This is a genomic window from Acinetobacter sp. FY683, from assembly GCF_059515885.1.
Genome location: NZ_JCAKNA010000005.1, coordinates 1 through 26394 on the forward strand (window position 1 = coordinate 1; position 26394 = coordinate 26394).

Here is a 26394-nt window from a genome sequence, read left to right on the forward strand (position 1 = left end):
ATTTTTTAATATCAATAATATATAAGACATATCACATTAAAAAAACCAAAAGCACATTGATGCTTTGTGACCATTCTCAACACACTATTATGTTAAAAATAATACAAAAAATTACTATCACTATACCGCCTTATGATTTACTAAATTCACATTACAAAAGGCTTTAAAATTATGAATATATAATGCTGATAAAATATTTTTCTAGATTTAAAAGCCAATGTTCATATATTTTTTATGATTAACGTGTTTGACCACACAATATATTTTAATCCTAAAAAATCATCTACAAGAAACATAACAAATAAATACTAGCTACAAACTAAATATCACATTAAAACCCAAATACTAAACCAGAATAAGGAGTTTAGAATGAGTAATGAAACAAAAATAGTCTCAGCCAATAATGGTGATTCAAATAATAGTGCAAAGCTTGGTTTATTAGCATTAATCGCAATTGTAGTTGGTTCAATGCTCGGTGGTGGGGTATTTAGCTTGCCACAAAATACTGCAGAATCATCTGCTGTTGGTCCAGTCATTATCGCGTGGTTAATTGCAGGCATTGGCATATATTTTATTGCTAACTCATTCCGCTTGTTATCAGATTTAAGACCTGATTTACAAGCTGGTGTTTATATGTATGCTCAAGAAGGATTTGGTTCATTTATTGGGTTTAACGTTGCTTGGGGTTATTGGTTAATGACCTGCTTCGGAAACGTCGCATTTGCAATTATTTTAATGGATGCATTTAATGAGTTTTTCCCTGGTGTCTTTACAGGAGGTAATAACCTAACCTCCATTATTTGTGGTTCAGTTCTTATTTGGGGTTATAACTTTTTAGTACTTTCAGGTACTCGCGTTGCAGGTGCAATTAATACCATTGGTACAATTGCTAAATTAGTTCCTTTAATTCTTTTCGTCCTAATTTTAGGATTCCTGATTAACTACACACAATTATTTAATAACTTCTGGGGAACTGATCCTGCTATTACAGTTAGCAGTACAGATTCCACACCTGTATCACTAATGACACAAATTCTTGCACCAATGACCGTTACACTTTGGGCATTTATTGGTGTTGAAGGCGCCGTTGTACTTTCAGGCAGAGCAAAGAAAAAATCGGATGTAGGTAAAGCAACTTTAATCGGATTTATCCTTGCATTAATTATTTATATTTTACTTTCATTATTACCTTTTGGCGCTATGCCTCAAACAGAACTAGCTCAAGTAGCTAACCCTTCAACTGCAGGTGTTTTACAATCTCTAGTTGGTGACTGGGGCAACTGGCTCATGAGTGTTGGGCTTATCATCTCTGTATTAGCAGGCTGGTTAGCATGGACAATGCTTTGTGCTGAAATTCCAATGGCAGCAGGTCAAAATGGCGCATTTCCAAAAGCATTTGCTAAAACCAATAAAAAACATGCTGCATCTGTATCGTTATGGGTCAGTAGTTTTGTTATGCAAGCAGCAATGTTATTGGTTTATTTTTCAAATAACGCTTGGGAAACGATGTACAACATTAGTGCGTTAATGGTAGTACCCGCTTATTTCACAACAACATTATTCATGGCAAAAATTTGCCTAAATAAACAGTATGATCAATACGCTCAATCAGGTAAAAAACTTGCACTATGGAGCGGAATTCTAGGTGCTTTATTCTGTGCATTTATTTTATATGCTAGTGACTTTAAATATGTTGCTTTAATTCCAGTATTACTGACTTGTGGTCTACCAGTATATATATGGTCTAGAAAAGAAAAGCATGATGGTCAACCAATATTTAATAGTCGAGAAAAATGGTATTTATTGATTTTACTCGGACTAGATTTACTTATTTTACTATTATTTTTCACGACAGATATTTTTAAATAATTGATTTTAGTTGCCTTGATTTATATCAAGGCAACTTATATTCAAAGGACAATCATATGAAAATAAGAAATATTGTAGTAGCTACATGTATCATTGGATTTACATGCCATATATCTGCTGAAGAATTTGTTAAAAATGGTTCTGTAAATTACACCCAAACCTTCTACGGAAACGCCGGTTCTTACAAAACCGCGACATCACACCCTTCTATCACCCTCAGCTATAACTTTGCTCCAAAATGGAATATACAATTAGAGTGGGATAGAACATGGAATATGTACAATTATACAGGAGCTACAAACCAGCAAGATAATAGTTACAGTGCTCCAGAACTTAGCTTAACCAATAATTATGGAACTTTGAGTAATTCCAAAGTGAACTGGTCAACAACATTAACAGCTAAATATGAAAATGATTATGATCATATTGACCAAACATTTATCATGGCACAAACTAGCTTTGATTTTTCAGACTATATTCCTAAAAAGAAATATTTCAATATGACTCAATTGGCAATAATGCCAATGTATTACTACGGCTGGAATACAACTGGTCCATCAGGTCACACCAATACTGCTGTTTTAAGCCTACAAACCGACACACAATTTACCTCTAATCTTTCATGGGCATTTAATGCCTATGGTATTCGCAGTTGGAATCAGGGTAATTCTTTTGTTACCAACCCTAATGATAAAAATGAAACAGCAAATTATTTTATGATTATTTCATATTTAGATTATGGAAAAGAAATTTATAAATTTAATGATAAAGCATCATTAGACTTTAATTTCATAACAGGATTTGATCCTTGGATTTCTTCTAATAAACATACTACTGTTCAACCTTTTCTTGTGGGTGAAGAAATGTATGAATGGTTAAGCCCGACCATTTTAAATGGTACTTATCATAATACTTTTACTTTTTTTGCATTACCTCAAATTGAATTCAATTATGAAGTATCAAAAAACTTATCTCTCAATATGTTTGTTCAAACAAAATATTCAAATCAAATGTGGGGAGATAATGAAAAAGGTTGGAAATTTCAACCCCAAGGTGGTTTTGGTATTACCCATAATTTTTAAAAAAATATTATTAATTCCCAAAAAAATATCAGGTAATAAAATAGTATTACCTGATATTTTATTACTTATCTAAAATCAAAAAACTAAATCACCAATATCCCTTTAAAAAATAATGACAAAACCACCACATCCAAAATTAATAATACTCCAACACTATATTTTTCAAATGTTGTGAATATCTGTTTATTAGATTGTGCTTTCTTAGCCCATATAAACAAAGGTAAACCAAGAGTAAGTAATAATGGTGTTAATGCAACATAACGAATATCACTGGCATACAGCATAAATCCACAAAAAACTATACTAATTACACTTGTGATAATTGCGATAATTCTACCTGTTGTAAAATATTTATTTGCTAACGTAGGATGTACACTCATTTTGAATAAGTATGCAGCCGATGCAAAATAAGCAGGCAAAACAGTAATTGCAGAAATTGCCAATAAAGTTAACCAAGCATTTTTTGAAAAATAAATCAGTAATACCACAGCCTGCATAATAAAACTGCTCACCCATAACGATACAGAAGCAGCTTCATTTTCATTTTTCTTTGCAAATGATTTTGGAAATGTTCCGTCCTTAGCCGCAATCATTGGTACTTCAGCACAAATCATCGTCCATGCCAACCAACTTGCTAAAATTGAAACAAGAACCCCAATATTAATGAGCCATTCTCCCCAATCACCCGTGATAGACTTCAATACCCCTGCTGTCGAGGGTGTGGCAATTTGACTTAATACATGCTGTGACAAAACACCAAATGGTAATATAGAAACTAAGATACAAATACTTAAAGAAATCATAAAACCAATAAAAGTGGCTTTACTAATATCCTTTTTATTTTTCGCTCGATCTGATAATGCTACGGCACTTTCTACACCAATAAAACACCACAATGCGACATCTAGCGGTTCAATGACTTGTTTTACAATAGGTCCCAATTGCCTTGAGCCATCGACCGTCTCTGCTCCCCAGATATTTGTTGTAAACTGTGTCCAACTTAATGAAAAAAGCACGAAAAAAACAAAGATAACTAGTGGAATCATTTTTGCAAATGTGCCAACCAAGTTAATTGATCCAGCAACTTTAGTACCCGACAATACTAAAAAGTTAAACCCCCAAATTAATATTGAAGCACCAATTAAAGATGGAATATTGTTTCCACCCTTAAAATCACCAGGTAAAAAATAATTTAATACGTCCATCACCATAATAGCAAATGCCACATTACTAAACATGGTCATAAACCAATATCCCCAACCTGACATAAATGCGGTAAAGGGTCCAAATCCCTCACGTGCATACATATAAATACCAGAGGGTAAATCCGATCTTACGTTTGATAAAGTCATAAATGTTCTTGCAATGAAGAACATACCAAACCCACAAATTAACCACGCAATAAGAACAGGTGCTAAAGCAGAGTTAGCAGCCATATTTTGAGGTAAACCGTCTACTCCACTTCCAATCATAGAACTGACGACAATTGCAGTTAAAGCTACTAACCCTAATTTTTTTCTACTCTCAGAATCTTTATCAGACATTGCCTGCCTCTCCTTTAATTCTCTTTTTATCTAATTTTTATATGACTTATTAATATTAGCACTCATCAATGAAATTAGCGAACCCATAAAAATAAAATAAATCTTTTTCAGAAATTAATGAATTTAATTTGCATAAAATATAACAACTTAAGCACCACAATAAATCAAAAAACTCCATTTATTTTTTTAATGACTAACACCCTTTATTACACAAAAAAAACTTATTAAATTTAATTTAAAAAATTTTTCTTACGTTAAAATTAAATCAAACATCAATAAAGAATATCTAAATAATTAATTTATTTCAAAATAACACATCAACAAATTTAGCACAGTTCAAAATAAATCTTTTTTAAATAAGAAAATGATTTTATAATTATAAATATGCACTATATTTCCACAGGATTATAATATTCATGGTAGATCAGGCAAACAAACACAAAAATAGCCCAGAGATCTTAAACTCTCCCTCTGAGCCTAACTATTGGTTTCCTTCTGAACCAGATATTGATAATAAAATCGCACAAGGCTTAACTGCATTTTTACCTTTAGATGACGCTTTTTTAAGTATTGCGACTCGATTACATTTGATTTCTAAAGCTCAACATTACATTGATTTGCAATATTATATTTGGGCAGACGATGAGCTTGGACACTTACTTCTTTCTGAGCTTCTTAAAGCCGCTAATCGTGGGATACACATTCGACTACTAATCGATGATCAAAACGGTACTCAACTTGATTCTAGTTTAGAACAACTGGTTACCCACCCAAATTTTTCTATCAAATTTTATAATCCCTATAAATTCAGAAAAGTACGCACAATAGACTTCCTATATCGGGCACTTCAAGTAAACCGTCGTATGCACAATAAACTTATTATTGTAGATGGTGAGATTGCTGTTACAGGTGGACGAAATATTAGCCGTCAGTATTTTGATGCGAGTGATAAATCTGAATTTACTGATTTCGATGTTTTATTTTATGGCTCTACAGTTACAGATGCTAATCAATTATTTCTAAACTTCTGGAACGATGAGTTAAGTTGCCCCGTTGAAAAATATTTAAAATCAGGCTCAGTAATTGGTCTACAACAATTAAATATTAGATATGAGCAAGAAAGTCTCGTAAAAACATCAGATAAAGAAAAACTCTTTCATGCTGAAAAATTACTTAGAGAATATCATTTAGCCAAACACCCCATCCGTTGGGCTAAAGCTCATTTTATTGGTGACACTCCCGACAAAACTCGAAATAAAGCAAAAAAAGAGGATCTTTTATTTACAAAATTTGTAAATATGATGGGCATGCCAAAACAGCATTTCCAACTCGTTTCAGCATATTTCATTCCAACTAACTTCGGTGTAAATCAATTAACGAATATTAAAGAATCACAAGCTAGTGTTCGTATTCTTACCAATTCATATGTAGCCAATAATGTTCCCATTGTGCATGCTTTTTATCAAAAATATAGAAAGAAACTTTTAACTTCCAATATCAAACTTTACGAGTTAAAACCCTTTATTCAACAAAAAAAGCGGACATGGTATGAAGTGATCACTGGCAATGTCATTCCTGCTAAAAACAAAAATAGCTCTTGTTTACATGCCAAGTTTTTTTATATTGATCATAAAGTCTTTATCGGATCATTTAATTTCGACCCAAGATCAACATCTTTAAATACCGAGGTTGGTTTAGTTATTGAATCTGAAAGCTTACAACAAGACATTCATGAATCATTAACTCAATTATTACCGCGTATCGCTTATGAACTAAAACTTAATGAACATGGAAAAATTATTTGGGTTGAACATCAAGATGATGGTAACGTGGTAATTCATGAATATGAACCAGAGACAACTTCATTTCAAAGATTCATGATTAAAGTAACCTCACTCCTACCAATAGAGTGGATAATGTAATAACTTAAGCCTATTGAAGATGCTATGTGATATATCTTTATTATGTAAAGATATATTTTTCTAAAATATTTAAGCTTAATTTCAGTTAGAGTTTTACAGCTTTTTTAAAATAAAAAGGGATCAAGTACTCACTTAGCAAAGTCTTAATATGATAAAAGTAAGTAAGTTTTTGATGTTGGAATAATTAGACACAATTAATCTATTTTAAATTTTATTTTTAAATAAATAAAATGGATTACCTTAATAATGCACAAGCACAATATGAACGAATCTGCATCGCCACACACTAAAAAACAGAAAGGAAAAATTCCTGACAATTGGGTGGGTTGTGAACAATGCGATACGATTAGTCTTAAAGAAACATTGGACAAAAACGAAACTGCATATTGCCCATGCTGTGGAGCATTATTATATCAAAAAGCCAAATCACTACCGTATATTTTAGCTTTGACATTAACAGCACTTATCGTTTTTATCATCGCAAATAGCTTTCCTATTGTGATGGTTGAGCTTCAAGGAATTAGTGTTGAAACAACACTTTTAGGTGCAGTAATTGCGATGTTTAAAATAGACAAAGCTTTTGTTGGTGTTCTTATTTTGATAACTACATTTATTGTTCCTCTCTTAAATATTTGTTTGTTGTTGTATGTTTTAAATACAGTTTCCACTTTAAAACGTCGACCAAAATTTTTAGTTCAAACTATGCGACTCCTTTATCTATTAAAAACATGGGCAATGATTGAAGTATTCCTTATTGGCGTTCTTGTAGCTTTGGTTAAATTGGTTGGTATGGTCGTTGTCGTACCAGGCATTGGATTATGGGCATTTGCTATTTTAAGTGTATTGATGGTCATGATATCTTCAATACAATTACAAAATATTTGGGATGAAATTGATCGGAGTTTATTGAAATGATCAATGAAATAAACGCTCATCAAAAAGAAAAAAACGTAGAACTTAATGACATAACTTATCCGCGAGCAGATGACTTTAATTTACTCATTTGCCCGTGTTGTGGACATTTAAATACACGAACATCTAAAGATAATACTGCAGTAGAAAAATGTACGCGATGCAACATTAAACTGCATCACCGCAAGCCAAATAGTCTCTCGAAAACTTTTGCATTGACCATTGCTGCAAGTATTTTATATATTCCAGCTAATGCTCTGCCAATGACCATTACAGAATCATTATTTGGTACTCAAAAAGATACAATCCTCACAGGAGTGATTTATTTTTGGCAAAGTGGTGACTATTTTGTTGCAGTTGTTATTTTTTGTGCCAGTATTTTTATTCCCTTATTAAAGCTACTCATTTTATACTTTTTAATCTTTGTCATTTTTTTACAGAAAAAACGACATTTACAATTTTCACCTACAACATGTGCCAAACTTTATCGTGTCGTAGAACTTGTAGGTCGATGGTCAATGATTGATGTATTTGTCGTTGCGCTATTAACGGCATTAATACAAATACAGTCACTTGCCACTATTTTTGCAGGCCCAGGGGCTGTCGCGTTTGCAGCCGTGGTGGTTTTAACTTTGTTAGCATCTTTAAGTTTTGAACCTCGCGTAATTTGGGATAATTATTATGCGAATAAAAAAACAGATTAAGAGTAGTAAAAGTGCATGAATTTTGTTCTATTAAACACTGTGCATTCTAATTTTTATTAAACTGACTTGAGAAGATTGGATGATATGTCTGAAAATATAACACCGTCGGAACATGCTGATTCAAATTCACAGGATTCAACAAATCCTGAGCATCAGATTTTGCCTAAACCTAATAAGAAAAAAGGCAAATGGAAAATTTCATTGATTTGGTTAGTGCCAATTATTGCACTTTTGGTTGCACTTTCATTAGCACTTAAAGCTTATTTAAGTATTGGACCGACCATTGAAGTTTCATTTCGTTCAGCAGAGGGCTTAGTTGCAGGTAAAACTGCAGTCCAGTTTCGTCAGGTGAATATTGGTTTAGTCCGTAAAATTAAACTATCTAAAGATTTATCACATGTCATTGCTCAAATTGAGTTAACTAGAGATGCTCAAAATTTTGCCTCAACAGATTCAAAATTTTGGGTCGTTCGCCCACGAATAGGCACAAATGGTATTTCAGGCATTAATACGCTACTTTCTGGTGTTTATATTGAAGTTGAAGGTGGAAAGGTAAATAAGCACAAAACAGAGTTTGTTGGGCTTGAATCCCCTCCTGTCATTTCTTCTGATGTACCAGGTAAGACATTTTTCTTAAACGCGAATGATTTAGGTTCACTCGATATTGGCTCACCAATTTATTATCGTCGTATTAATGTCGGTCAAATAGCTGGATATCAACTTTCCAAAGATGGTACACAAGTTGAATTACAAATCTTTGTAAAAGCTCCTTATGATAAATTTGTGACGAAAAATGTACGCTTCTGGCAAGCAAGTGGTATAGATGTAAGTCTAAATGCCTCTGGATTCAATTTAAAAACACAGTCATTGGCAAGTATTGCCGCTGGAGGAATCGCTTTTGGTTATCCAAAAGGTGTCGTTCCTACAACTCTCGCAACAGACAAAAAAACCTTTACATTATGGGATTCACAAGCTGATGCTTTGAAAAATCCAGATGGTAAAGGCTATCCAATTGTGATGTATTTTGATCAATCACTACGCGGTTTAAGTACAGGCGCCCCAATTGACTTTATGGGTATTGAAATTGGTGATGTCACTTCTATTAATGCAGAGTTTACAGATCAACATAAACAAATACGCATGCGAGTAGATGCCATGATTTATCCATCACGCTTAGCAGATGGTCAAGAATTAAATCCACATGGCGAAATATTTAAATCCTTTATTCAAGAAGGATGGCGTGCGCAAATTCGTACGGGAAATATTTTAACTGGTCAGAACTATATCGCATTTGGTCAATTCCCAAGCGCTAAATATGTCGGATTAAAATTACTTGAAAATGGTAAAACTGAAGTGCCAACTATGCCACCTGAATTAAGTAATCTTCAATCTCAAGTTTCTGTCATTGCAGATAAATTAAGTAAATTCCCATTAAATGAAATTGGCAGTGATGTACGTAAAACATTACAAAGTCTAAATGCAACAATTAACTCTACAGAAAGATTAATCAATCAATTAGATGGCAAAGTTGCACCAGATATGCAGGCAACATTAAATGAATTGCGGAAAACACTTCGTTCTTCAGAATCTATTTTATCGAGCGATGCACCAATGCAACAAGATATACGTCGTGCTGTACAGCAAATCACACGTGCTGCATCATCTGTAGAGCTTATGGCTGACTATATTGAGCAACACCCTGAATCACTCATTCGTGGTAAAAAATCGGAGCCAAAAAATGCAAATTAAGCTTTGTTTTAATCCTACAGATATTCAGAAAAAGGCTAAGACTTATATAAAGGCTTATCAATCCAATAGCTTGCGATTTTTGAGTAAAGCTATGCTCGGGCTTGGAGTTGTCTTGTTGGTAAGCGGATGCAGTCGCTCCGTCGACCCTAACTTTTACAGCCTTACCCCCCAAATGACACCATTGCTCAACTCGAATGTTAAATTAATTCAAGTCATGCCTGTCACATTACCTGAGCGTTTAAATACACCACTAATGGTTCTACAAAAAAATGATGGAAAAACCTACATACTCGATAATCAACGTTGGTCATCTAATTTAAATGATGAACTACAAAGTGTTCTATCTGCGGGATTACAACAAAAACTTGGTGCTATTGATGTTTATAACACAGGACTTACTGGTGGAAAGGTATCGTATCTAATTGCACCTGAGTTTTCTCGGTTTGATATTGTTGAAGATGCCCAGAATCAGAAAACTCATATTGAAGTCATTTCAGCATGGGTTGTTAAGCGCAAAGAACCTGTATCCAACTCACTATCATCCACAGAGACTTCCAGTGACAATCAACAATTAAATTGCCACATGAGTTTCAGTAGTCCTGTTAGTGGGAAATCACAAAATTTTGTGAATATTGTGGCAACGTATCAAGATTCATTAAATCGCGTGGTTGATGCAATTGCGATGTCTACCATCGCTTTAGAAGCAAAAAAAACACCGAAGATAAGTGGGATTGTTTGTTCATCATGAATATTGATTCCACCGCATAAAACTACTAGGCTTCTTAATCAATATATTTTTTGAATAAAGAAGCCTACCCCTAAATTGCTTAAAACAGCTGATTCCCCCTATTCATTCGTATTGACGAATAGAGGTATAATATTCCCATATCCTATGGTTTTTAGTGCTATATAAAGGCATAGCAAAAATAACATTAGGTTTGACTACTTAATTTTGACAATCTCATTATTTCAATACAATAAATATCAACAAATTATACTTTATAACAACTTATTTACAGTTCAATCTTTAAGCGAAATAAAAGGCATGCTAGCATAGGCTTAAATTGAACAACAATAAACCTCTATGTATATAATCACCATACTTACCATATTTTTTATTAGTTTTTTATACACATATTACCGTGGTAAAGAAAAGTTAAAAATATCTCGTCAACTATTTGATCATTCAACTTTTTTTGCACCAATAAATATTTTTATGACAAAGTTTTCAAAACTACCAAACCATCCGTTTTTTGATACTGAGTCATTTCCTGAACTAAAACCTTTAAAAGATAATTGGCAAATAATTCGGGAAGAAGCAATTCAATTGCAGGCGCAAATTAAAGCAACAGATCAAAATAATGATGCAGGTTTCAATACATTTTTTAAACGTGGATGGAAACGTTTTTATCTTAAATGGTATCAAGAAAGCCACCCTTCAGCACAACAACTATGCCCAAAGACAACAGCATTACTTGAAAGCATTCCATCAGTAAAAGCGGCTATGTTCGCTGAATTACCGTCAGGAAGCTATTTAGGTAAACATAGAGATCCGTATGCTGGTTCTGTTCGTTACCATTTAGGCTTAGTAACCCCAAATGATGACCGCTGTTTTATTGAGGTTGATCAAGAACGTTACTCTTGGCGCGATGGTGAAGCAACCTTATTTGATGAAACCTTTGTACATTGGGCTCACAATGATACTGATAAGACTCGAATTATTTTATTTTGTGATATTGAGCGTCCAATGAAATGGGCTTGGGCACAACAATGTAATTATTGGTTTGGTCGTCATGTTATGGCAGCAGCTCGTTCGCCCAATAACGATCAAGACCAGACAGGCTTTATTAATAAAATTTTCAAATATTTTTACGCCATTCATCAATATGGACGGAAAATTAAAGCTGTGAATAGAACTAAATACTACATTTACAAATGGATTATGTTTGCTCTTATTCTTGCTCTTATTTTTATCCCTAGTTTTTTGTAATTTAGTGTATTCACTGACTATTTCTATAAAAAATAAAACTTAAGCCTTAAAAAAAGCATGTGTAGCTAAAACTACACATGCTTTTTTAGTATTATTTTTTAAATCTTTCGCTTAAGAGCAAATTTAATCAGATGAAGTAAAACAAAAAAATGGTGCGCTCAGCGTGCATCTAATTTAAATCATAAATATATGTTTTTAATAAAGTTAAATGCCGTTATTAATTCATGTAACGCAAACTGTAACGCAACAAATAAAATCACCTTTTATTTTTTGCATAAGGGAATCGTATTCACGCCACAAATTTCGGAAATTTAATTTTGGTACCCTCACTAATGAAGGTACCATATCGATATATTCCTCGTTATGGTTATTCAGGCCAAGCATCACTCAATCGTTTTGCATCAATTGCGTGCTTGTCAGCTTGTTCTGCCACGTATTGATATTTTCCAATGCACTCTTTGAGTATGTCACTGTTGGTATTGGCGTACTCAATGATGGTTTCTTTGGTAGCTGTGGACATACGACTTGTGGCTGTATCGATTTTTTTTGACATGCGCTCAATAGTGGACTTAGCGCTATTGCTATCAGTAATGATGTTCTTGAGACTTTCACTGTAATATTTCTCCGCTTCAAGTAATTGCTCTGTCCAAATTTTCTCTTGTTCACGCGCTTCAGCTTTGGCTTTTTCAGTTGCCGCCTGAGCTTCTGCAACTTCTGTTTTGTATTTAGCATCAAGTAATTGATAGTCTGTTTTCCAAGCCGATGCACGCCAAGTTTGTACGCCACCAAAAATAGATAGAATTAAAACTATGGCAAGCAAGGCAATAATGATTGCTTGATAAAACTTATTGATAAAATTCTGAATAAATAGTTTCATTGCGCCCCCATGCATTTACTATGTCGTTCAACTTGTCGGGCCCACACCCCATAGCAGTTGTTAGATCGAATTGAGCAATCACGCTTTGCAACATACTTATATTTAAGTAATGAATCGCAAGCCTGTTTGTATTTCCCTGCTTTTAAGTTCTTTAGCATTGAAGATTGAGACCATGCACCTGTGCCGTACTGATAAGTAAAATCCATGTAAACGTCATATTCAGTCTGTGAAATTGGCACGTTTAAAATGGTTTTATTAAATCGCTGCGCGTCTTTATCTATATGAGCTTTCAGGTATTCAAATGCCTGTTTGCGTGTGATTGCAGGATCAGACATTTTGACTTTGATGCCATTTGGGTAAACCGTGGTACCGTTCCCGATTGTGGGAACATCACCTTTTACTGGAATGATTGGTTTGGGTGTAAATCCCTCCTTTACCGCAGTGGCTTGAACTTGTTGTTCACTTACACCAGATATAAAAAAACCGCCCAATGAGGCGGCTAGTGTTGATCCAATGACGAAATATTTAGTCTTGTTTTGCATTGCACAAACCCTCTAATTTTTTCATTTCTAGTTGATGTAGTGCTTCTTCACGCTGATCTTTGCGTTTTTGAAATTGACGGTTTGAAAGGAAGTTCATTAAGCTAATAAGCAAACCTGCTATACCAATCCCAACACCGATTAAAAACCCCCAATCCCATGTAGCAAACCATGATGCGATTGTGAGGCCTGTACCTGCTGTAGTTGCTATCGGTCCCGAAACATCTGCTACTTGTGTTGCATGCGACATTGCGCCCCCTAAATTTTTGGTAATAAAAAACCCTGCATTTGCAGGGTGGTTAAAAAGTCATACACAATTCCCAAAACACATCAATTTCTAAATCTGTTCTTTTCAACATGTCACGCATAACGCCAATGCTTTGATCATTACGATCAAAATAGCCAGCGTCTTTAAAGCCAAGCATTGTGAGTTCACGTGTGTATTCATCATCAATTAACATAATTTGGGCTTCAATGTCTGATGATTTATAACCATATTCAAGCATTCCACGCATAAATTGATAACGTGTGAGTTTTGGATATTGTGAACGTTTATACGCAAGTTTTTCTTCTTCAGAGCGTGGGTCAATCCAATCTGTGCCGTTCCATTCTGTATGAAAAATCGATAGCTTAGGAGTTTCAATTTGAAGAATTTCATCTTTTGACATCAAGCGATATTCGTTCAAATCAATCCAATCACCAACAACAACCCCATCATCAAAATAACGTATTTCTGACAAATCATTTCTAATAAGCTTTTGCATTAACCAAACTCCGAAGCAATTGTTATATAACCACCACTGTAGACATCGAAGCGGTATGTCCCACCCGCTGGAACAGGAGCTACAACTGTTAAACAACTTGTTGTTGCACCGCCATCGTATTTACCGCCTCCCCAATTCACACCATTTACAATGACAAAGCCTTCCGCATTTTGGTTACCTGTGTCACCAAAAGATACAGAAACGAATATAAGCCTACTCGTTGGATTGGTGTACGTAACACCTGGTACTCTTTCAGTTGTTACTGATCTTACGCTTTGAAAAATACCAAAAGTGTTTTGAAACAACCATTCGAGATTCGTACTTTGAGAATAAACGTTAGCTGCTGTTAAATTTCCGAGAGAATAAGCATCACCTGTATTACCGTTAAACCCCCAGCGATCAACACCGTCCATTGATATTACTAGACGCTTCCCTTTATTTTGAATGCCAAACACACTAACACCTGGATCATCAAGCGCAATACCACCGCCCCACGCTCCACGGACTCTAATCGGGTATGATGGATAATCAAATTCTGAGAGAGCTCTTTTATCTATCCATTGACTTTCTGTATATGTATTTCTTGTGGACAACCCTGCTTTTTCATCTTGCAGTTTTTTACCCTGTTTTGCAGATAAAGGCTTGGTTTCATCATTCGTTGTTAAGTTGTCAATGATTTCACTACGAGCAATCGGGTCTAAGTCAATAACTTCATTAATCTTGCTTGTAATTGAATGAAATAACCAATTGAACCACTGTCTTGCTGGCTTTAAGAGGACTGGAAAACCATCTGTAAGTGTTAAATCATCTGTATTTTTTTGCCCATCCCGAGCAAATTCCTGTAGCTTTTCAATAGGCATGCTTATTCCTCAATAATTAATTTCACACCCGATGGGAGCGGGAAAAATAATTGGACTAAAATCTTGTGTGTGTTGGTAAATTGCGTAGCTAAATTAATAAAGCTAACTGTCATATCTTCGTTATCAATCACCTTGAATTGGTCGTGATTTAGTACAAGTTTAAGAATTTCTTTTGTTTCAATAAGACATCCTGTGCTTTTGTTTTTTAGTATCTTGGCTTTTATTAAACGCCTGAGCATTTCCCCTTTTGGGATTAGACCACCTACCCCTGTTTGTCCAGACTCTCTAAAAAAACCACCCACAAGTGGATCATCCGTCTCACCAAATGTCAGAGAGTTTTCTTGATCAATGAAGCCAAAATATTCCTCGATTGCCGCACCTGGAATCATTAGCGGTGTGCCTGTCCATCTTGCTAGTGTTTCAAGGTATGGATCATCCGCATTATCAACATCGTATTTGGAATTTAGTGTTGCTAGAAAATTAAAAAAGCCCACCATTGGTGAGCTTACTTCTTCTAGCATTTTCATAAATTTTTCTTTATGCCGATGCTGACTCGTAATTAGTTTTGTGTAGTCGTTGACCGATTTCTCATCCATTTACAACCTCAATAGCAATCGAGCTTTCATCTGAGAATGCAACACATCCAAATGGCAATATGTAATCACCTGCAATCTGAACACCATCCACAACAATGGATATACTTTCAATCTCATAAGACGTGCTTTCCTCTGATCCGTAAAGATTGGCTACACCAATGATTTTGTTAATCGTAATTTTATCGCCAATATCTAATGCATTTGTGTATGACGCAAGATTGCTTGCTATTTTTGAACCAGTATCGGAGCTATAAGAGTCTGTAGAAAGTATCTCAACACGGTACGAAATCTGCTTAATTTCAGGTCGATACAACTTAACTATTTTTGAGTCACCATACGGACCAATAACTGTAACGCTTGTGTTGCCATGCCAAGCACAACCCATATTTTTTTTAACCGCCATTAACTCTGCAATTTCTTGAGCATCTCCGCCTGAAACAATAATACACACTGATTTTGGTTGTAATCCATTTACATCAACTTGCGATTCATCATTCTCGAATGCTTTACATCGAGTGACATTATCCAAAGCTAAAATTGCACCACATAATGCATCGGTTTGTGATGATGCAGCGTTTTGCGTTGATAGTGCTTGTCGCTGTCTTAGCTTGGTATCACTTTCAATATCTTGACCCATTGAAGATGATGCAGGATTTGTAACAAACAACCAGCCACGAGTTGGGGTGGTAATAGTTGTAATGCTATTTGTTTGGGAAAATATTGCACCTGCTTGTGATGCCTTAGCTGTAACAGTGATTTGACCATCTGATGGTATTGTCACCAAAGCTGGTAAATTCCACTTACTTCCGCTTTTATCAGATGCAATACCGTTACGAATTGCTGTGCCTGGTGTACCCGTAACTAACAAATCTGCGGTTGAAAATGTCGCTAACGATTGCTTAATGCCGTTAATTTTCACATTCCGTACAAGTGCATCTTTTAGTGCTGTTTTGGGGTTAAATGAGTTATAAACCTGCACACATGCTGAACCAACATTTGCAAACTCTAAAGCTAAAACACCAAGGAATTGACCATCTAAGCTATCAGCTTCCAAGTAAACATCATCACCATAAATAGCGCGATACTTATCTTTTAAATATGCAATGATCTGGTCATACGTTGGTGCCGTCACGCCATTTTCATTCACGATGGGCGCTATTGTTGTAAGTGTCATTCATAGTCCCCTGTAATATCTGCCTGCCCATATATTGTGTTTACAGCCATACTTGCTTGAAGTTTTCGCTTGCTGGAATCAAGTTGACTGCTAAAGTTTTCAATACTTAAAACACCTTGTGTCTCAAGCACTCGTTGCCTTATTGTGAGTTCGTAAAGGTTTGAAGATCGCTTACCTAATACAGCTTGCGACCATCCAGTACCCTCGCTTTTATCTGCAAACCATTCACCAAGCCAAAGTTGCAAGCGTGTATCTATTGCTTGTGCTACAGCTTCAACATTATTGATATGAAAATCATTTAAATTATTACCAAAGCTGTAATCGTTATTCTCATCATGTTTTCTATATCGCATAAAAAAACCATCTTTCGATGGCCCTCATTATTTTGGAATGTTGGTATCACTACCACCTGACTGCACACCGCCATGCTTGTGGTTAAATAAGCTAATTGTCTTAGCCAATACATCGGATAGTGATTTAATAATCCCATCTACAGTTAATGTACTTTTCATTTCTACAGGATGATAAAATACCGACTTTGTACCGATGAAATTAATCACCCCATCAGGCGTGATCTGAATTTTACAGGTATTAGCATCGTTTCTTATTTCAAGACTATCAGTTGAAATTCCGCTAATTTTATTCTTCTGACTTTGCGGTTTAAAGAATGCAAAACCATCTGATAAGTCATGTTTTCGAGTATCGAAAGGATTTTGAATACCGCCTTGTTGCCACCACACATCAATGTTTCGATCCGCAAAACTCACTAAGCATTCGTCACCCTGTTTAATCGGATGAGTAATTGTGAATCCGCCTGCACATGGGAACATTACTGGCACATCAAGAAACATTGGGAGTTCAACCAATTCAATCTCACCGCTTGGTAGATTAATTGGAATCTTAATGGTTGATTGAACATCTACCGTGACTGCATCGGGATTGTACTTAACAACTTCACACGGCAAACAAGTCCAAAGGTTTGTTAGCTCAGCCTGAATCGCATCTTTGATAATTTGCAGTAAATCAGGTGAGCGTTCATTATTGGTTAAAGCCATTTAATCCACCGCTGAAATAGATATACCTGTCGTTGGCACTGCTGCGCCAATTGCTGTGCATGACATAACCGAGTACCAATCATTGCCACGAGTATCGCCATTATGCTCAATCGCTTGAATCACAAAAATACCCTCTGCATTGGACGCTGTTTTAGGATTCTTAAAAACTTGATCCTTGCCTTGTGAATCATAATCAATGTCATATTGCTGACTTTGCAAAGTAGACATATCAATTCGTATTCGCCCCATTCTTTTTAAGCTTGGATTGAGTAGGCATTTTACATTTAAGCCTTCGCTTGTAAGTTCGGGTAATCCGACAATGCCTGTGGTTGGTGTGATAATTTGAATCGGCTCTATTGAATATTTATCTGCATCAATTGATCGAAGAACATCATCCGACCAATCAAAAGTCACATTATTCTCTTTGCCAATTTTTTGGATGTAACCACCCAAAGAACCAAACAATACACGACCTCTTGGGTATGCTTGTTCGCTTAGCTTTACAGTTTCTCCGACATCCATACCACTTTTTTGTGCTTCAGCAATTAAAACTTGTCCCATTTCATCAACTGTGGTTCCTGATGGCACACACTGATTCACAATTACTTCGTTTTGGACTTTATCACCCGATATAGCAAGAACACACAAATAAGTATCTGTTGCATTTTCACGACCACGGCGATATTGAAATACTCGACCCTTAAAGATGGTTTGGAGTGGATCAACCCCATAACTACACTCAATAATTACTGTGGTGTTAAGATTGGAGTTATCTACACCTGCCAATAAATTCATTGTCTTATCTGAAAGATTGTAAATGTAAACTTGTGCTGCTTTAGGCTGAGTTGCAGTTGCTTGGCTTACTTGGAATACACAGCGGAACTCTGATAAATCTAGTGCGGATTCAGCATCCTTATCAACTTGAATTGTTAATCTAAAATTACGTTGCCATTGCAATGTCATTCAAAAGGCTCCCAATATAATTTTATATTCCGACCTAAATCACTAAAAGCTTGAGATTCATCTTTATTTGCATTTAAGGAATAGAAAGCACCTTTTAAAATATGTTGATATTGCCCTAATAAATTAATGCCTTGACACATCAAAAGACTGCCAATTAATACGTTTTCAGAAGTATCAAGCACATCAAAAAACCAAGCATCTATGCGATAAATAAACCGTAATTTGTACTGTTTACCACCAAGAGAAATATTAAATTTCTGATTTTGTGATGTGAGTGGAATTTCATATAAAGCCATAACTCACCTTTTATTTAAGTGGATTTCCAAGAGTGTAAGCACCACCCTGTTCTGCTACTCCTGTGAGCTTGCCTAACATTGATGTTTCTACTGGTTTTGGTTGTACTGTTCCATTATCCGCAACACCTGATGTTTCAGCAGGGTTTGCTTGATTTTCCACAGCAACGACGGTTTGAGAGGTTTTAACAAGAATAATTTTCTTAAAGTGAATCTCAACCATCAATGCATTTTCGCTTGTTAAATCAGTCGTTACAGACAAGGACTTAATTAGCATATTTGTGTATAGCCGCTTGCCTGTCATCACGATCAATGGAACGGCTGAACTTTGAAGTTTCTGCAATGTTTCATAAACAATCACAAGACTTAAATCACCACCGAGCGCAGTATTACCAACCAACCCCTCTAATCTTCCTGCGCTTTCCGACCACCCCACTTTTACTTTTAGCTCTGGTGGTTTTTTGAATGCATGGTCGTTAATTGGTGCACCAACTTCTGTTGGATGTTCTGTGATTTCCATTTCATCTGTGTGCTTTTCTTCAACCGTTACATCTGCGAACAACCCCATGATTGTTCGACCTTGCCCTGCAAGCAATAAAGATCCAACGCTTTCCACACCCGGTATGCTTCCAACATTCCCAAGTGCACTCGATAAAACTGAGGTAATCGTCATTTTTACTTTTCCTTGGGTAATAAAAAACCTCCCGGAGGAGGTTTATTGATTTACAATTATTTTATTTTTCTTTATCACTATCTGTTATTTCTTCTTCAGCTTTTTCATGGCCTATTGTTTTCTGTAAAAACATTATAACAGCCATTGCGATAATCAAGCCCAAGCAAGTACTACTTTGAATTTTCATGCCCAACCATGCAAACCCAAAAGATGCTAGTAGCAACAATACCATTGAAGCAAAAGCAAACCACTGACCTCTTGACTTAATATCTATCTCTCTTGATCTTGCTACATTAAGTGAGTCTTGCTCCCTAATATTTGCTTCATCAACAGATTCAGATCTAGTTAGATTTCTCTCTATAAACTCAAGCTCTTTTCGCTTAACTTCTATTTCAAATTTCTGCTGCTCATGTATAAGATTGAATATTTCACGAGCTGATCCTGGTAGAGTTTTTTCATAAGATTCTAAAAAATCAGGAGGTAGATATGGTGTTTTTATGGATTGAAATGAAGCTTCAACCCTGTGACGTGAATAGTCTTTTTCAATACTTATAGGTGTTACTTTTTGATCGGGGTTTATATCTATATCCAAATTAGGTAGATTTTTAATATCGCCAGTCAATTTTCAACCCTTAATCATTTCGCAATATTATGTTCAAGCTCATAGGTATTTCCTGCTTTCTTCATATATGAACCCACAGTAACCCACGCTGAAGCACTATCAATAGTTGAAACACGAGTATCAACTTTTGGTGTTTTTGCTTCTGAAATAAAATTAGCTTTATGTTTAGTTTGTTTTGGTATCACATTAAAAGCTGAACACATACCTTCAATAAAAGCACTTGTGCGTCTCATGATGTTTCTCCTTAGACAAAAACACCCTATTCATCGGCTGATGCTAGGGTTATCCACAACTATATTGACAATTACATCATATGTCAATGACATTTACCTACCATACCAATGCTTAAATGGCGACCTTTTTTCATAATTATTTTCCTTAAGTATTGATATAATTGATCCTTGGATACATTGTTAATTTTTATTAATTCTTTCATTGCTTAACATAAAATATATATTTACCTTATGTATAAGGATTTAACCATGAAAAAACTACTACTTATCTCAGCTTTATTGTTTAGTGGTGGATATAAAAAAGCACCCTAGGGTGCTTTTTTAACTTTGAACATCCCATCTTCTGCGAGTTTTTGTATTTGATTTAAACACTTACCATCATCAGCAGGCTTATCACCACAGTTGTTGTAAAAATCCTTCAAATTACCTTTTGGCACAGTCTCTACTGCCTCGTATATCTGAGACATTATTGCTGCACCATTATTATTTAGCGTATTAATATCAATGTTATCAAATATCTCCAAAGACACTAAATTATAATATTTTTCCAAGGTTGTGCAGTTTTTTGACCCCAAGGTTATTCCGTTGTAAGCAAATTGATAACAAACGAATTCAAATTGCTGTCCTCGCTTCAACCCTTGGACATCTTCAATATCAAAACCTAAAGCCTCAAATTGATCACCATAACCAGCAACAAAAGATACAATAGGTTTGTTATTTCTATCAGCTTTTACACTGTGGACAACCCCTTTTAATAAGGTTGGAACTTTATTATATTTATTTGATGCGTCATAAATATTCCGATCAAATTCATGAATAATAAGATGTGGGGCATAAAAATCTTTTGAAATTAATTTATCTCGATTTGAGTACGAAGACCAATCTAATAATGAATCCCCACCCTCAACCCATGTTTTCAAATCATTAAAATATAAAAACCTTAAAAGATTATTTTCCATATTATCTTTTGCACAAGCCATTGAAGATATGACTACCAATATCACAGTAAATATAATTTTTTTCATTCAAAATACTCAATTATTTTCTTAAAATTATCATAAATCAAACAACAAACACACCCTTAGCACCCCTTGCCATGATTGCTAAATCATTCTCCTGCTGACGCTTCACGGCGTTAGCGGATTCCATTGGGCTTGATACGCCATTTAATGTCATATCGGTTTTAAAGCTTTGATGGATTGTCAGATTTGAAGCCGTAATGTTTGAGTTGGCAATTTGCGACTTGTGAGGGTTACCACTTGGAACACTTGAGTTTTCAGCAAGCCTTGTCAGGTCTTTGGAGTTGATTGGTAGTGTATTGCTTGTTGATGATGATACGCGCCCAGGTAATGAAATATAATAAGCCTTCGGTTTTTTCCAAGCATCAGCAGATGGTGTGCCATGAACATGAATAGCATTGCCCGCACCATATACTTGACCTGATACCCTAGCTTGTTTCTCCACCTCTTTAACCCATTTTTTGGTATTAGCACTAGCTTCTTTCAAGAAGTTGGGATTCGCATAAGAGATATTATCCCCGACACTAGATGCCTTTCCATTTGCTCTGTCAGCGAGATACTGACGTACAAAAGTCTCCATTTTTTTAGAAACCCTTTTCATTGGCACTTTATCGACACTACCATAAGCACTCTTCCTTGGTGTATTGATATCAGAAAAAGCCCATTCTTGATTTGCAACATCTTTAACAGAACTACCAAATTTTCCTGATGCAACTCGATTTAAGATGGTATCAACAACACCTGCTGCCTGATTTTCAAAGTTTTTACCCTTTAAAGATGGAACAACCTCAGTTGAGGCAACCTTCATAATCCGAACAATATCCTCTTCAGATAACTCTAGTTTTTTACCAGCACCACTAGCCACTCCCTTAACCCCATCATTCACAGCTTTAACAGTACCAACTGTAGCTTCGACAGCCTTCTTCGTAGCATCACCACCTGTGAGCTTTTTAATACCCTCTGCAACCGGTTCAATGATTTTTCGAGAGGTGAAATCAACTACTGAATCATAAGTACCTTCACCTAAACTCCAATCGAGTGCAGCTTTGGTTAAGTTTTGAATCCACTGAATCAACTCTTTAATTTTTTCTACTGCAAAATCAATCTCCTCAGTCCACTTAGACCAATCAATGAGTGATTTTCCACCTTCCTTCCAAGTTCGATAATCATCCCACAGCAAGCCAATTGCAGCAGCTAAAGCTAAAACAATACCTATTGGTGATGCTAGGAATGCTAAACGCAACATTTTAACCAAGCCAATTAGCGACTTTAATGCTGGTATGAACTTAAACAACAGTCCAAATACCTTAATAAAACCTCCAAATACAACTGCTAACATTGCGAAACGCAAACCAACTGCTAAACCTTGCTTAATCTCAGGGTTCAATTGGCTAAAAGCAGATATACCGGCTCTAACAAGTTGATTGAGTAAACGTAAAATAGGGATTAAAGCCTTACCTGCTTGCATCACAATGACTTGAAAGCCTGTCTTTGTCATCATGGTTAAATCACGATACTCAGACATGAACTCATTGCCTGATTTGGCAAGGTCGTCATTCATTCCAAGTTCTTTTTGAATCTTTTGGTATTTCTCCATGTTCGCCATGAATTTACCATCACGCATTGCAAGCAACGTATTTTGGTCGATACCGAGTGAGCTTGCATAAGCATTGGCTTGATATGCAGGCATTTTAGATAAAACACCACTTAGGTCTTTCATCATTTCAACACGGTCACGCATCTCGCCATTTGCGTTACGAGTGCTTACGCCTAGTCCTTGGATTTGGCTTTCATAACCTGGTGAATTACGCATCTTTTCAGCAAGCGATTCAAGTGAACCTATAGCACCCTCTGCACTACCGCCTAATTGAGCGATAGCATTGCCGTATGCATTGATATTAGTAACACTTGCACCAATACGCTGAGAAGAATAATAGAGCTTATCTAGCTCACTTGCTGTTTGTCTTACCGCAACTACCGCACCTGTTGCTAGAGCTAGTAAAGCACCCTTTAATGCTGTTGCTTTTAACTCTAAACCATTCATAGCACCTTGCATTTGATTCAAGCCTGAATTGTCAGTTTTAAATCCTAATGCGACCATGAAGTCACGAATCACACCTGCTTGTGCCATGAGAGTACCTATCTAATTATTAATTTTTTACGAGCATGATTTAACAATTGCTATGGTGAACACTGTTATTAAGCCAGCTAAACTACCAATCACCAGTGAAATTGATTTTCCCCAAGCCATGATGATGGCTACTTTTCCTGTATCTTGTTCACTCATCTTTGCTACTTTTATGTTTCTTATATTCAAGATATGTTTTAAAAAACTGCGGAGACTGCCAGGCAAATATGCAAACAATCACAGCTAGTAACAAAAACACTAATCGCCACATAGAAATATCTGCTGTCATTTTTAGTATTCCATTCAAACCTATGATAAAATCACCCATGTAATATGTTTTCCTCTTGTTCTGCTCTGTTCAACTGGAAACAAAAAAGCCAAGAATTTGCCGTTCTTGGCTTTTTGCTTTTATGGGTTTATTAAACCCAACCTCTTTCATCAAAAGTATTGGAACGAGTTCCAAGCTTTATGCATAAAAAAACCGAGACATTAATTCTCGGTCATTCGTTTGTTAGATTTCATTATTCACAATTGCAGAAATATTTTTACTAGGTCGCATTGTAAAAATCACTTAATACAAGACTATTTCTTACTCTGCTTTTCCTTCTCTTGATGAATTAAATACTCATTATCTGCAATCACATCCAAAGCATCATTCATCAAAGCGATATCAGCTAAATCAAGCTTGCCATTTTTCAATGATTCAAACTTACACATGCCTTTTACACATGGACGCATGAGCCAATCCATACCATCATCAGGCAAATTTTTATAATTTATTCTTGGGCTGTCTTGATGCTCGATGCCTTCGTAAGCAACCCTTGAATAAAATTTCCCAAGTTTGTACGAACCACCGCAACAATAAGTGGCAGGATTTGTCCCATCTCCATGTCATCAAACATGATTGTTTGACCACGGCAAACCACAGCGCCATTACGTTTTACAACAGACAAACACTTATAGGTAATGTAATTCACATCATCCTCAGGCATGTTTGCAAATGCTTCCATGAGTGGCATTAAGGCTTCTGTAAGCGGTTCGAGTTCTGAAATTTCAGCATTATCACCAGCTTCAATTGCTTTCAGTGTTTCATCTAAATCACCTTTAGCAATTTCAGAGATAATTGGCATGATTGTTGGAACAATAGGTGCGATTTTGCGAGATACATGAAGTTGATCGAGCGCATTTAAGCGCCCAACCGTGTAATCATGGCCATTAATATTTAATTTTTCCATGGTTTACCTTTTAACTATATGTGCCAAGCTTAGAATCAATTTTTATAGCATCAAAAATCCATTCAACCGTAGAACCATCTTTTGCATTCGTATAGTCAGGGGCTTTTTTGAATGCACATTTCGTAGCAGTGTAGTTATCACCTGAGCCACTGTGATTCATTGTGATTGTGTTTTTCCCCCACTTTGTTGTCGAGGACTGCTGAATGTTGTAAAGATTCATCAACTTTGCATTTGTTGGTGAGGTTTTGAGTAAACGAATGGTCACTTGACCTGATTTATCACAGTGCAGTGAGTGCATACCCTCACCATCCGCACCAATGGTCATCGTATTCTTATCACCAGCCATTGCGAAGGTAATACCTTCGTCAGCAATCGCAGCACCGTAACCAATATCTACAACACCATCATCACTTGTTAGGGTGCATGCTGTGTCCATAAAACTATAAGCTGTCATGAAATTCCCCTTATCGGTTTACCGAAACAATGACATCAGCGAAATGCGTAGCACCTGCCAATTTTGTTGCAATTTGGAACACTGGCGCTTTACGTGCCTCACGTTCTGATTGTGCTTGACCATTCAAGCTGTTAGCAAAAACATAGTATGCTTTAGTTAGGTAATCACCTGTTTCAAGCGACCCAAAACTATCACCATTCCACTGACCTTCACCCAACAAGCCATTTGTTACACCTTGCTCACATGCACGTTCTAGAACGCCACATTGACGATTCACACCTGCAGGTGTTTGAGGGATTTTGGTTGTGCTCGTGTAGTACAAATTCCAAAGTGCTGTTTCGAGATGATTTTGTAACCAATCCAAACCATGAATCTCATCAAAGAATGAACCATCACACATCACACCTTCTTGAAGGATGGCTGTGTCATTATTGTATTTGGCAAACACGTTACAGTTTTTAGCTGCTAGAGCTTTCGCTTCGCGTGTTTTTAAATCTTCCGCAGCAATACCTGGTAGTTGTTTAAACTTCAGAGTGATTGTTGTGTTTGTGCCCATAAAGTTGACACTAAATGCACGACCAAACATCGATGCTGCAGCGTAAGGATTATCGCTAGAGAAAATTGTGAATGTACGGCGATAGTTTTTGTTTTTAAGCAAATAAGCTGTATCTGTGGTGCTCAACCCATCCAGAGTAGCTTCTTGTTGAGTTGTGTAACCAAACATGCGTACTGGATCAGAAGCTTCAATAATAGCTGCAACCGAATCGGCTTCTTGTGAAGTTAAATCTGCTGCAATAGTTAATCCGTACCATTTAAGCGACTCAAGACACTCATTCACCACTTCAGCAATGGTTTCAGGTGTTTCACTCTCTTTATCCCAATAACCAATGTAAAGTGTGCGAGGTTTTGGAGCTTGACCAAAATAAGCCAAGGCCGCCTGATACTCAGGATCATCAACACCGTAATCATCACCAACTTCGGTAATGCTTGAATACTCACGCATACGTTCAATGGTATCAATGACACCACTTGTTGTGCCTAAAATCAGCAATGAACCAAACGAACGTGGTCCTGCCGCCAAAGCTGCTAGAGAAATACTAACATTGACGACACTGGAAACAGGTAATGTCATTAAAG

Annotated in this window: 31 protein-coding genes; 8 read left to right on the forward strand and 23 right to left on the reverse strand. The window is 36.0% G+C overall.

Annotation, left to right across the window (positions count from 1 at the left end; translation table 11 throughout):
* Positions 1-369: 369 nt before the first annotated feature.
* Positions 370-1869, forward strand: a complete 1500-nt coding sequence (locus AC5YDH_RS03670) for a basic amino acid/polyamine antiporter (RefSeq protein ID WP_496116943.1) — start codon at positions 370-372, stop codon at positions 1867-1869.
* 56 nt (positions 1870-1925) lie between these two features.
* Positions 1926-2951 carry a FomA family porin-like outer membrane protein gene (locus AC5YDH_RS03675; RefSeq protein WP_496116944.1) on the forward strand — a complete coding sequence of 342 codons (1026 nt, stop codon included), beginning with the start codon at positions 1926-1928 and terminating at the stop codon, positions 2949-2951.
* A gap of 83 nt (positions 2952-3034) precedes the next feature.
* Here AC5YDH_RS03675 and AC5YDH_RS03680 read toward each other — a convergent pair whose 3' ends face one another.
* Positions 3035-4495: a basic amino acid/polyamine antiporter gene (locus AC5YDH_RS03680; RefSeq protein WP_496116945.1), complete on the reverse strand. Its 1461-nt coding sequence runs from the start codon at positions 4493-4495 to the stop codon at positions 3035-3037.
* Positions 4496-4911: 416 nt separating this feature from the next.
* Between AC5YDH_RS03680 and AC5YDH_RS03685 the strand changes: the two genes are divergently transcribed.
* From AC5YDH_RS03685 to lpxO, 6 genes are all read left to right on the forward strand, one after another.
* The gene (locus tag AC5YDH_RS03685; RefSeq protein WP_496116946.1) at positions 4912-6417 is read left to right on the forward strand and encodes a phospholipase D family protein; all 1506 of its coding nucleotides are present in this window, start codon (positions 4912-4914) and stop codon (positions 6415-6417) included.
* 246 nt (positions 6418-6663) lie between these two features.
* Positions 6664-7332 carry a paraquat-inducible protein A gene (locus AC5YDH_RS03690; protein ID WP_496116947.1) on the forward strand — a complete coding sequence of 223 codons (669 nt, stop codon included), beginning with the start codon at positions 6664-6666 and terminating at the stop codon, positions 7330-7332.
* Complete coding sequence (locus tag AC5YDH_RS03695) at positions 7329-8033, forward strand: paraquat-inducible protein A (protein WP_496116948.1); 705 nt, start codon at positions 7329-7331, stop codon at positions 8031-8033. Before AC5YDH_RS03690 ends, AC5YDH_RS03695 begins: the two co-directional genes overlap by 4 nt.
* Before the next feature lie 84 nt (positions 8034-8117).
* A complete protein-coding gene (locus AC5YDH_RS03700) occupies positions 8118-9782 on the forward strand; it encodes a PqiB family protein (protein WP_496116949.1) in 1665 nt (554 codons plus the stop codon).
* A gap of 91 nt (positions 9783-9873) precedes the next feature.
* Positions 9874-10530: a PqiC family protein gene (locus AC5YDH_RS03705; protein WP_496116950.1), complete on the forward strand. Its 657-nt coding sequence runs from the start codon at positions 9874-9876 to the stop codon at positions 10528-10530.
* A 336-nt stretch (positions 10531-10866) separates the two neighbouring features.
* Positions 10867-11772, forward strand: coding sequence for a lipid A hydroxylase LpxO (gene lpxO / locus AC5YDH_RS03710; RefSeq protein WP_496116951.1), 906 nt, complete (start codon positions 10867-10869; stop codon positions 11770-11772).
* A 367-nt stretch (positions 11773-12139) separates the two neighbouring features.
* Here lpxO and AC5YDH_RS03715 read toward each other — a convergent pair whose 3' ends face one another.
* The 22 genes from AC5YDH_RS03715 to AC5YDH_RS03820 all read right to left on the reverse strand — a co-directional run bounded on the left by AC5YDH_RS03715 (position 12140) and on the right by AC5YDH_RS03820 (position 26389).
* On the reverse strand, positions 12140-12649 hold the full coding sequence (locus tag AC5YDH_RS03715; protein ID WP_496116952.1) for a hypothetical protein: 510 nt from the start codon (positions 12647-12649) through the stop codon (positions 12140-12142).
* The gene (locus AC5YDH_RS03720) at positions 12646-13191 is read right to left on the reverse strand and encodes a glycoside hydrolase family protein (protein ID WP_496116953.1); all 546 of its coding nucleotides are present in this window, start codon (positions 13189-13191) and stop codon (positions 12646-12648) included. The genes AC5YDH_RS03715 and AC5YDH_RS03720 overlap by 4 nt, the downstream gene beginning before the upstream one ends.
* On the reverse strand, positions 13175-13438 hold the full coding sequence (locus tag AC5YDH_RS03725; protein ID WP_496116954.1) for a hypothetical protein: 264 nt from the start codon (positions 13436-13438) through the stop codon (positions 13175-13177). The genes AC5YDH_RS03720 and AC5YDH_RS03725 overlap by 17 nt, the downstream gene beginning before the upstream one ends.
* 49 nt (positions 13439-13487) lie before the next feature.
* The gene (locus AC5YDH_RS03730; RefSeq protein ID WP_496116955.1) at positions 13488-13952 is read right to left on the reverse strand and encodes a hypothetical protein; all 465 of its coding nucleotides are present in this window, start codon (positions 13950-13952) and stop codon (positions 13488-13490) included.
* Positions 13952-14812: a hypothetical protein gene (locus tag AC5YDH_RS03735; RefSeq protein ID WP_496116956.1), complete on the reverse strand. Its 861-nt coding sequence runs from the start codon at positions 14810-14812 to the stop codon at positions 13952-13954. The genes AC5YDH_RS03730 and AC5YDH_RS03735 overlap by 1 nt, the downstream gene beginning before the upstream one ends.
* A gap of 2 nt (positions 14813-14814) precedes the next feature.
* Positions 14815-15408 carry a baseplate wedge 1 family protein gene (locus AC5YDH_RS03740; RefSeq protein WP_496116957.1) on the reverse strand — a complete coding sequence of 198 codons (594 nt, stop codon included), beginning with the start codon at positions 15406-15408 and terminating at the stop codon, positions 14815-14817.
* Entirely contained in the window at positions 15401-16582 is a 1182-nt protein-coding gene (locus tag AC5YDH_RS03745) for a baseplate J/gp47 family protein (protein WP_496116958.1), read from the reverse strand. Before AC5YDH_RS03745 ends, AC5YDH_RS03740 begins: the two co-directional genes overlap by 8 nt.
* Positions 16579-16935: a contractile injection system sheath initiator gene (locus AC5YDH_RS03750; protein WP_496116959.1), complete on the reverse strand. Its 357-nt coding sequence runs from the start codon at positions 16933-16935 to the stop codon at positions 16579-16581. Before AC5YDH_RS03750 ends, AC5YDH_RS03745 begins: the two co-directional genes overlap by 4 nt.
* Before the next feature lie 27 nt (positions 16936-16962).
* Positions 16963-17637, reverse strand: a complete 675-nt coding sequence (locus AC5YDH_RS03755) for a Gp138 family membrane-puncturing spike protein (RefSeq protein WP_496116960.1) — start codon at positions 17635-17637, stop codon at positions 16963-16965.
* Positions 17638-18600, reverse strand: a complete 963-nt coding sequence (locus tag AC5YDH_RS03760) for a baseplate hub protein (protein ID WP_496116961.1) — start codon at positions 18598-18600, stop codon at positions 17638-17640.
* Positions 18597-18896, reverse strand: coding sequence for a phage baseplate plug family protein (locus AC5YDH_RS03765; protein ID WP_496116962.1), 300 nt, complete (start codon positions 18894-18896; stop codon positions 18597-18599). The genes AC5YDH_RS03760 and AC5YDH_RS03765 overlap by 4 nt, the downstream gene beginning before the upstream one ends.
* Before the next feature lie 10 nt (positions 18897-18906).
* A complete protein-coding gene (locus tag AC5YDH_RS03770) occupies positions 18907-19566 on the reverse strand; it encodes a phage baseplate protein (protein ID WP_496116963.1) in 660 nt (219 codons plus the stop codon).
* A 61-nt stretch (positions 19567-19627) separates the two neighbouring features.
* Positions 19628-20188: a DUF2335 domain-containing protein gene (locus AC5YDH_RS03775; protein WP_496116964.1), complete on the reverse strand. Its 561-nt coding sequence runs from the start codon at positions 20186-20188 to the stop codon at positions 19628-19630.
* 14 nt (positions 20189-20202) lie between these two features.
* A complete protein-coding gene (locus tag AC5YDH_RS03780) occupies positions 20203-20421 on the reverse strand; it encodes a hypothetical protein (RefSeq protein WP_496116965.1) in 219 nt (72 codons plus the stop codon).
* A 308-nt stretch (positions 20422-20729) separates the two neighbouring features.
* The gene (locus AC5YDH_RS03785; RefSeq protein ID WP_496116966.1) at positions 20730-21446 is read right to left on the reverse strand and encodes a hypothetical protein; all 717 of its coding nucleotides are present in this window, start codon (positions 21444-21446) and stop codon (positions 20730-20732) included.
* A gap of 37 nt (positions 21447-21483) precedes the next feature.
* Complete coding sequence (locus tag AC5YDH_RS03790) at positions 21484-23571, reverse strand: phage tail tape measure protein (protein WP_496116967.1); 2088 nt, start codon at positions 23569-23571, stop codon at positions 21484-21486.
* Between the two features lie 27 nt (positions 23572-23598).
* The gene (locus AC5YDH_RS03795; RefSeq protein WP_496116968.1) at positions 23599-23727 is read right to left on the reverse strand and encodes a hypothetical protein; all 129 of its coding nucleotides are present in this window, start codon (positions 23725-23727) and stop codon (positions 23599-23601) included.
* Complete coding sequence (locus AC5YDH_RS03800) at positions 23720-23896, reverse strand: hypothetical protein (RefSeq protein WP_496116969.1); 177 nt, start codon at positions 23894-23896, stop codon at positions 23720-23722. Before AC5YDH_RS03800 ends, AC5YDH_RS03795 begins: the two co-directional genes overlap by 8 nt.
* 254 nt (positions 23897-24150) lie before the next feature.
* Entirely contained in the window at positions 24151-24306 is a 156-nt protein-coding gene (locus tag AC5YDH_RS03805) for a DUF6889 family protein (protein ID WP_496116970.1), read from the reverse strand.
* A gap of 38 nt (positions 24307-24344) precedes the next feature.
* Complete coding sequence (locus tag AC5YDH_RS03810) at positions 24345-24803, reverse strand: phage tail assembly chaperone (RefSeq protein WP_496116971.1); 459 nt, start codon at positions 24801-24803, stop codon at positions 24345-24347.
* A gap of 10 nt (positions 24804-24813) precedes the next feature.
* The gene (locus AC5YDH_RS03815) at positions 24814-25257 is read right to left on the reverse strand and encodes a phage structural protein (protein ID WP_496116972.1); all 444 of its coding nucleotides are present in this window, start codon (positions 25255-25257) and stop codon (positions 24814-24816) included.
* A 10-nt stretch (positions 25258-25267) separates the two neighbouring features.
* Positions 25268-26389 carry a DUF3383 family protein gene (locus tag AC5YDH_RS03820; protein WP_496116973.1) on the reverse strand — a complete coding sequence of 374 codons (1122 nt, stop codon included), beginning with the start codon at positions 26387-26389 and terminating at the stop codon, positions 25268-25270.
* Between the last annotated feature and the right edge of the window lie 5 nt (positions 26390-26394).

Coding starts and splice junctions, on each gene's coding strand:
- AC5YDH_RS03705 (WP_496116950.1), top strand. CDS start 9,874: ATGCTCGGGCTTGGAGTTGTCTTGTTGGTAAGCGGATGCAGTCGCTCC.
- AC5YDH_RS03790 (WP_496116967.1), bottom strand. CDS start 23,571: ATGGCACAAGCAGGTGTGATTCGTGACTTCATGGTCGCATTAGGATTT.
- AC5YDH_RS03720 (WP_496116953.1), bottom strand. CDS start 13,191: ATGCAAAACAAGACTAAATATTTCGTCATTGGATCAACACTAGCCGCC.
- AC5YDH_RS03735 (WP_496116956.1), bottom strand. CDS start 14,812: ATGCCTATTGAAAAGCTACAGGAATTTGCTCGGGATGGGCAAAAAAAT.
- AC5YDH_RS03730 (WP_496116955.1), bottom strand. CDS start 13,952: ATGCAAAAGCTTATTAGAAATGATTTGTCAGAAATACGTTATTTTGAT.
- AC5YDH_RS03800 (WP_496116969.1), bottom strand. CDS start 23,896: ATGGGTGATTTTATCATAGGTTTGAATGGAATACTAAAAATGACAGCA.
- AC5YDH_RS03750 (WP_496116959.1), bottom strand. CDS start 16,935: ATGCGATATAGAAAACATGATGAGAATAACGATTACAGCTTTGGTAAT.
- AC5YDH_RS03685 (WP_496116946.1), top strand. CDS start 4,912: ATGGTAGATCAGGCAAACAAACACAAAAATAGCCCAGAGATCTTAAAC.
- AC5YDH_RS03760 (WP_496116961.1), bottom strand. CDS start 18,600: ATGACATTGCAATGGCAACGTAATTTTAGATTAACAATTCAAGTTGAT.
- AC5YDH_RS03810 (WP_496116971.1), bottom strand. CDS start 24,803: ATGGAAAAATTAAATATTAATGGCCATGATTACACGGTTGGGCGCTTA.
- AC5YDH_RS03805 (WP_496116970.1), bottom strand. CDS start 24,306: ATGCGTCCATGTGTAAAAGGCATGTGTAAGTTTGAATCATTGAAAAAT.
- AC5YDH_RS03815 (WP_496116972.1), bottom strand. CDS start 25,257: ATGACAGCTTATAGTTTTATGGACACAGCATGCACCCTAACAAGTGAT.
- AC5YDH_RS03670 (WP_496116943.1), top strand. CDS start 370: ATGAGTAATGAAACAAAAATAGTCTCAGCCAATAATGGTGATTCAAAT.
- AC5YDH_RS03785 (WP_496116966.1), bottom strand. CDS start 21,446: ATGAAAAAAATTATATTTACTGTGATATTGGTAGTCATATCTTCAATG.
- AC5YDH_RS03740 (WP_496116957.1), bottom strand. CDS start 15,408: ATGGATGAGAAATCGGTCAACGACTACACAAAACTAATTACGAGTCAG.
- AC5YDH_RS03765 (WP_496116962.1), bottom strand. CDS start 18,896: ATGGCTTTATATGAAATTCCACTCACATCACAAAATCAGAAATTTAAT.
- AC5YDH_RS03695 (WP_496116948.1), top strand. CDS start 7,329: ATGATCAATGAAATAAACGCTCATCAAAAAGAAAAAAACGTAGAACTT.
- AC5YDH_RS03755 (WP_496116960.1), bottom strand. CDS start 17,637: ATGGCTTTAACCAATAATGAACGCTCACCTGATTTACTGCAAATTATC.
- AC5YDH_RS03795 (WP_496116968.1), bottom strand. CDS start 23,727: ATGAGTGAACAAGATACAGGAAAAGTAGCCATCATCATGGCTTGGGGA.
- AC5YDH_RS03715 (WP_496116952.1), bottom strand. CDS start 12,649: ATGAAACTATTTATTCAGAATTTTATCAATAAGTTTTATCAAGCAATC.
- AC5YDH_RS03770 (WP_496116963.1), bottom strand. CDS start 19,566: ATGACGATTACCTCAGTTTTATCGAGTGCACTTGGGAATGTTGGAAGC.
- AC5YDH_RS03725 (WP_496116954.1), bottom strand. CDS start 13,438: ATGTCGCATGCAACACAAGTAGCAGATGTTTCGGGACCGATAGCAACT.
- AC5YDH_RS03690 (WP_496116947.1), top strand. CDS start 6,664: ATGCACAAGCACAATATGAACGAATCTGCATCGCCACACACTAAAAAA.
- AC5YDH_RS03675 (WP_496116944.1), top strand. CDS start 1,926: ATGAAAATAAGAAATATTGTAGTAGCTACATGTATCATTGGATTTACA.
- AC5YDH_RS03820 (WP_496116973.1), bottom strand. CDS start 26,389: ATGACATTACCTGTTTCCAGTGTCGTCAATGTTAGTATTTCTCTAGCA.
- AC5YDH_RS03680 (WP_496116945.1), bottom strand. CDS start 4,495: ATGTCTGATAAAGATTCTGAGAGTAGAAAAAAATTAGGGTTAGTAGCT.
- lpxO (WP_496116951.1), top strand. CDS start 10,867: ATGTATATAATCACCATACTTACCATATTTTTTATTAGTTTTTTATAC.
- AC5YDH_RS03745 (WP_496116958.1), bottom strand. CDS start 16,582: ATGACACTTACAACAATAGCGCCCATCGTGAATGAAAATGGCGTGACG.
- AC5YDH_RS03780 (WP_496116965.1), bottom strand. CDS start 20,421: ATGAGACGCACAAGTGCTTTTATTGAAGGTATGTGTTCAGCTTTTAAT.
- AC5YDH_RS03700 (WP_496116949.1), top strand. CDS start 8,118: ATGTCTGAAAATATAACACCGTCGGAACATGCTGATTCAAATTCACAG.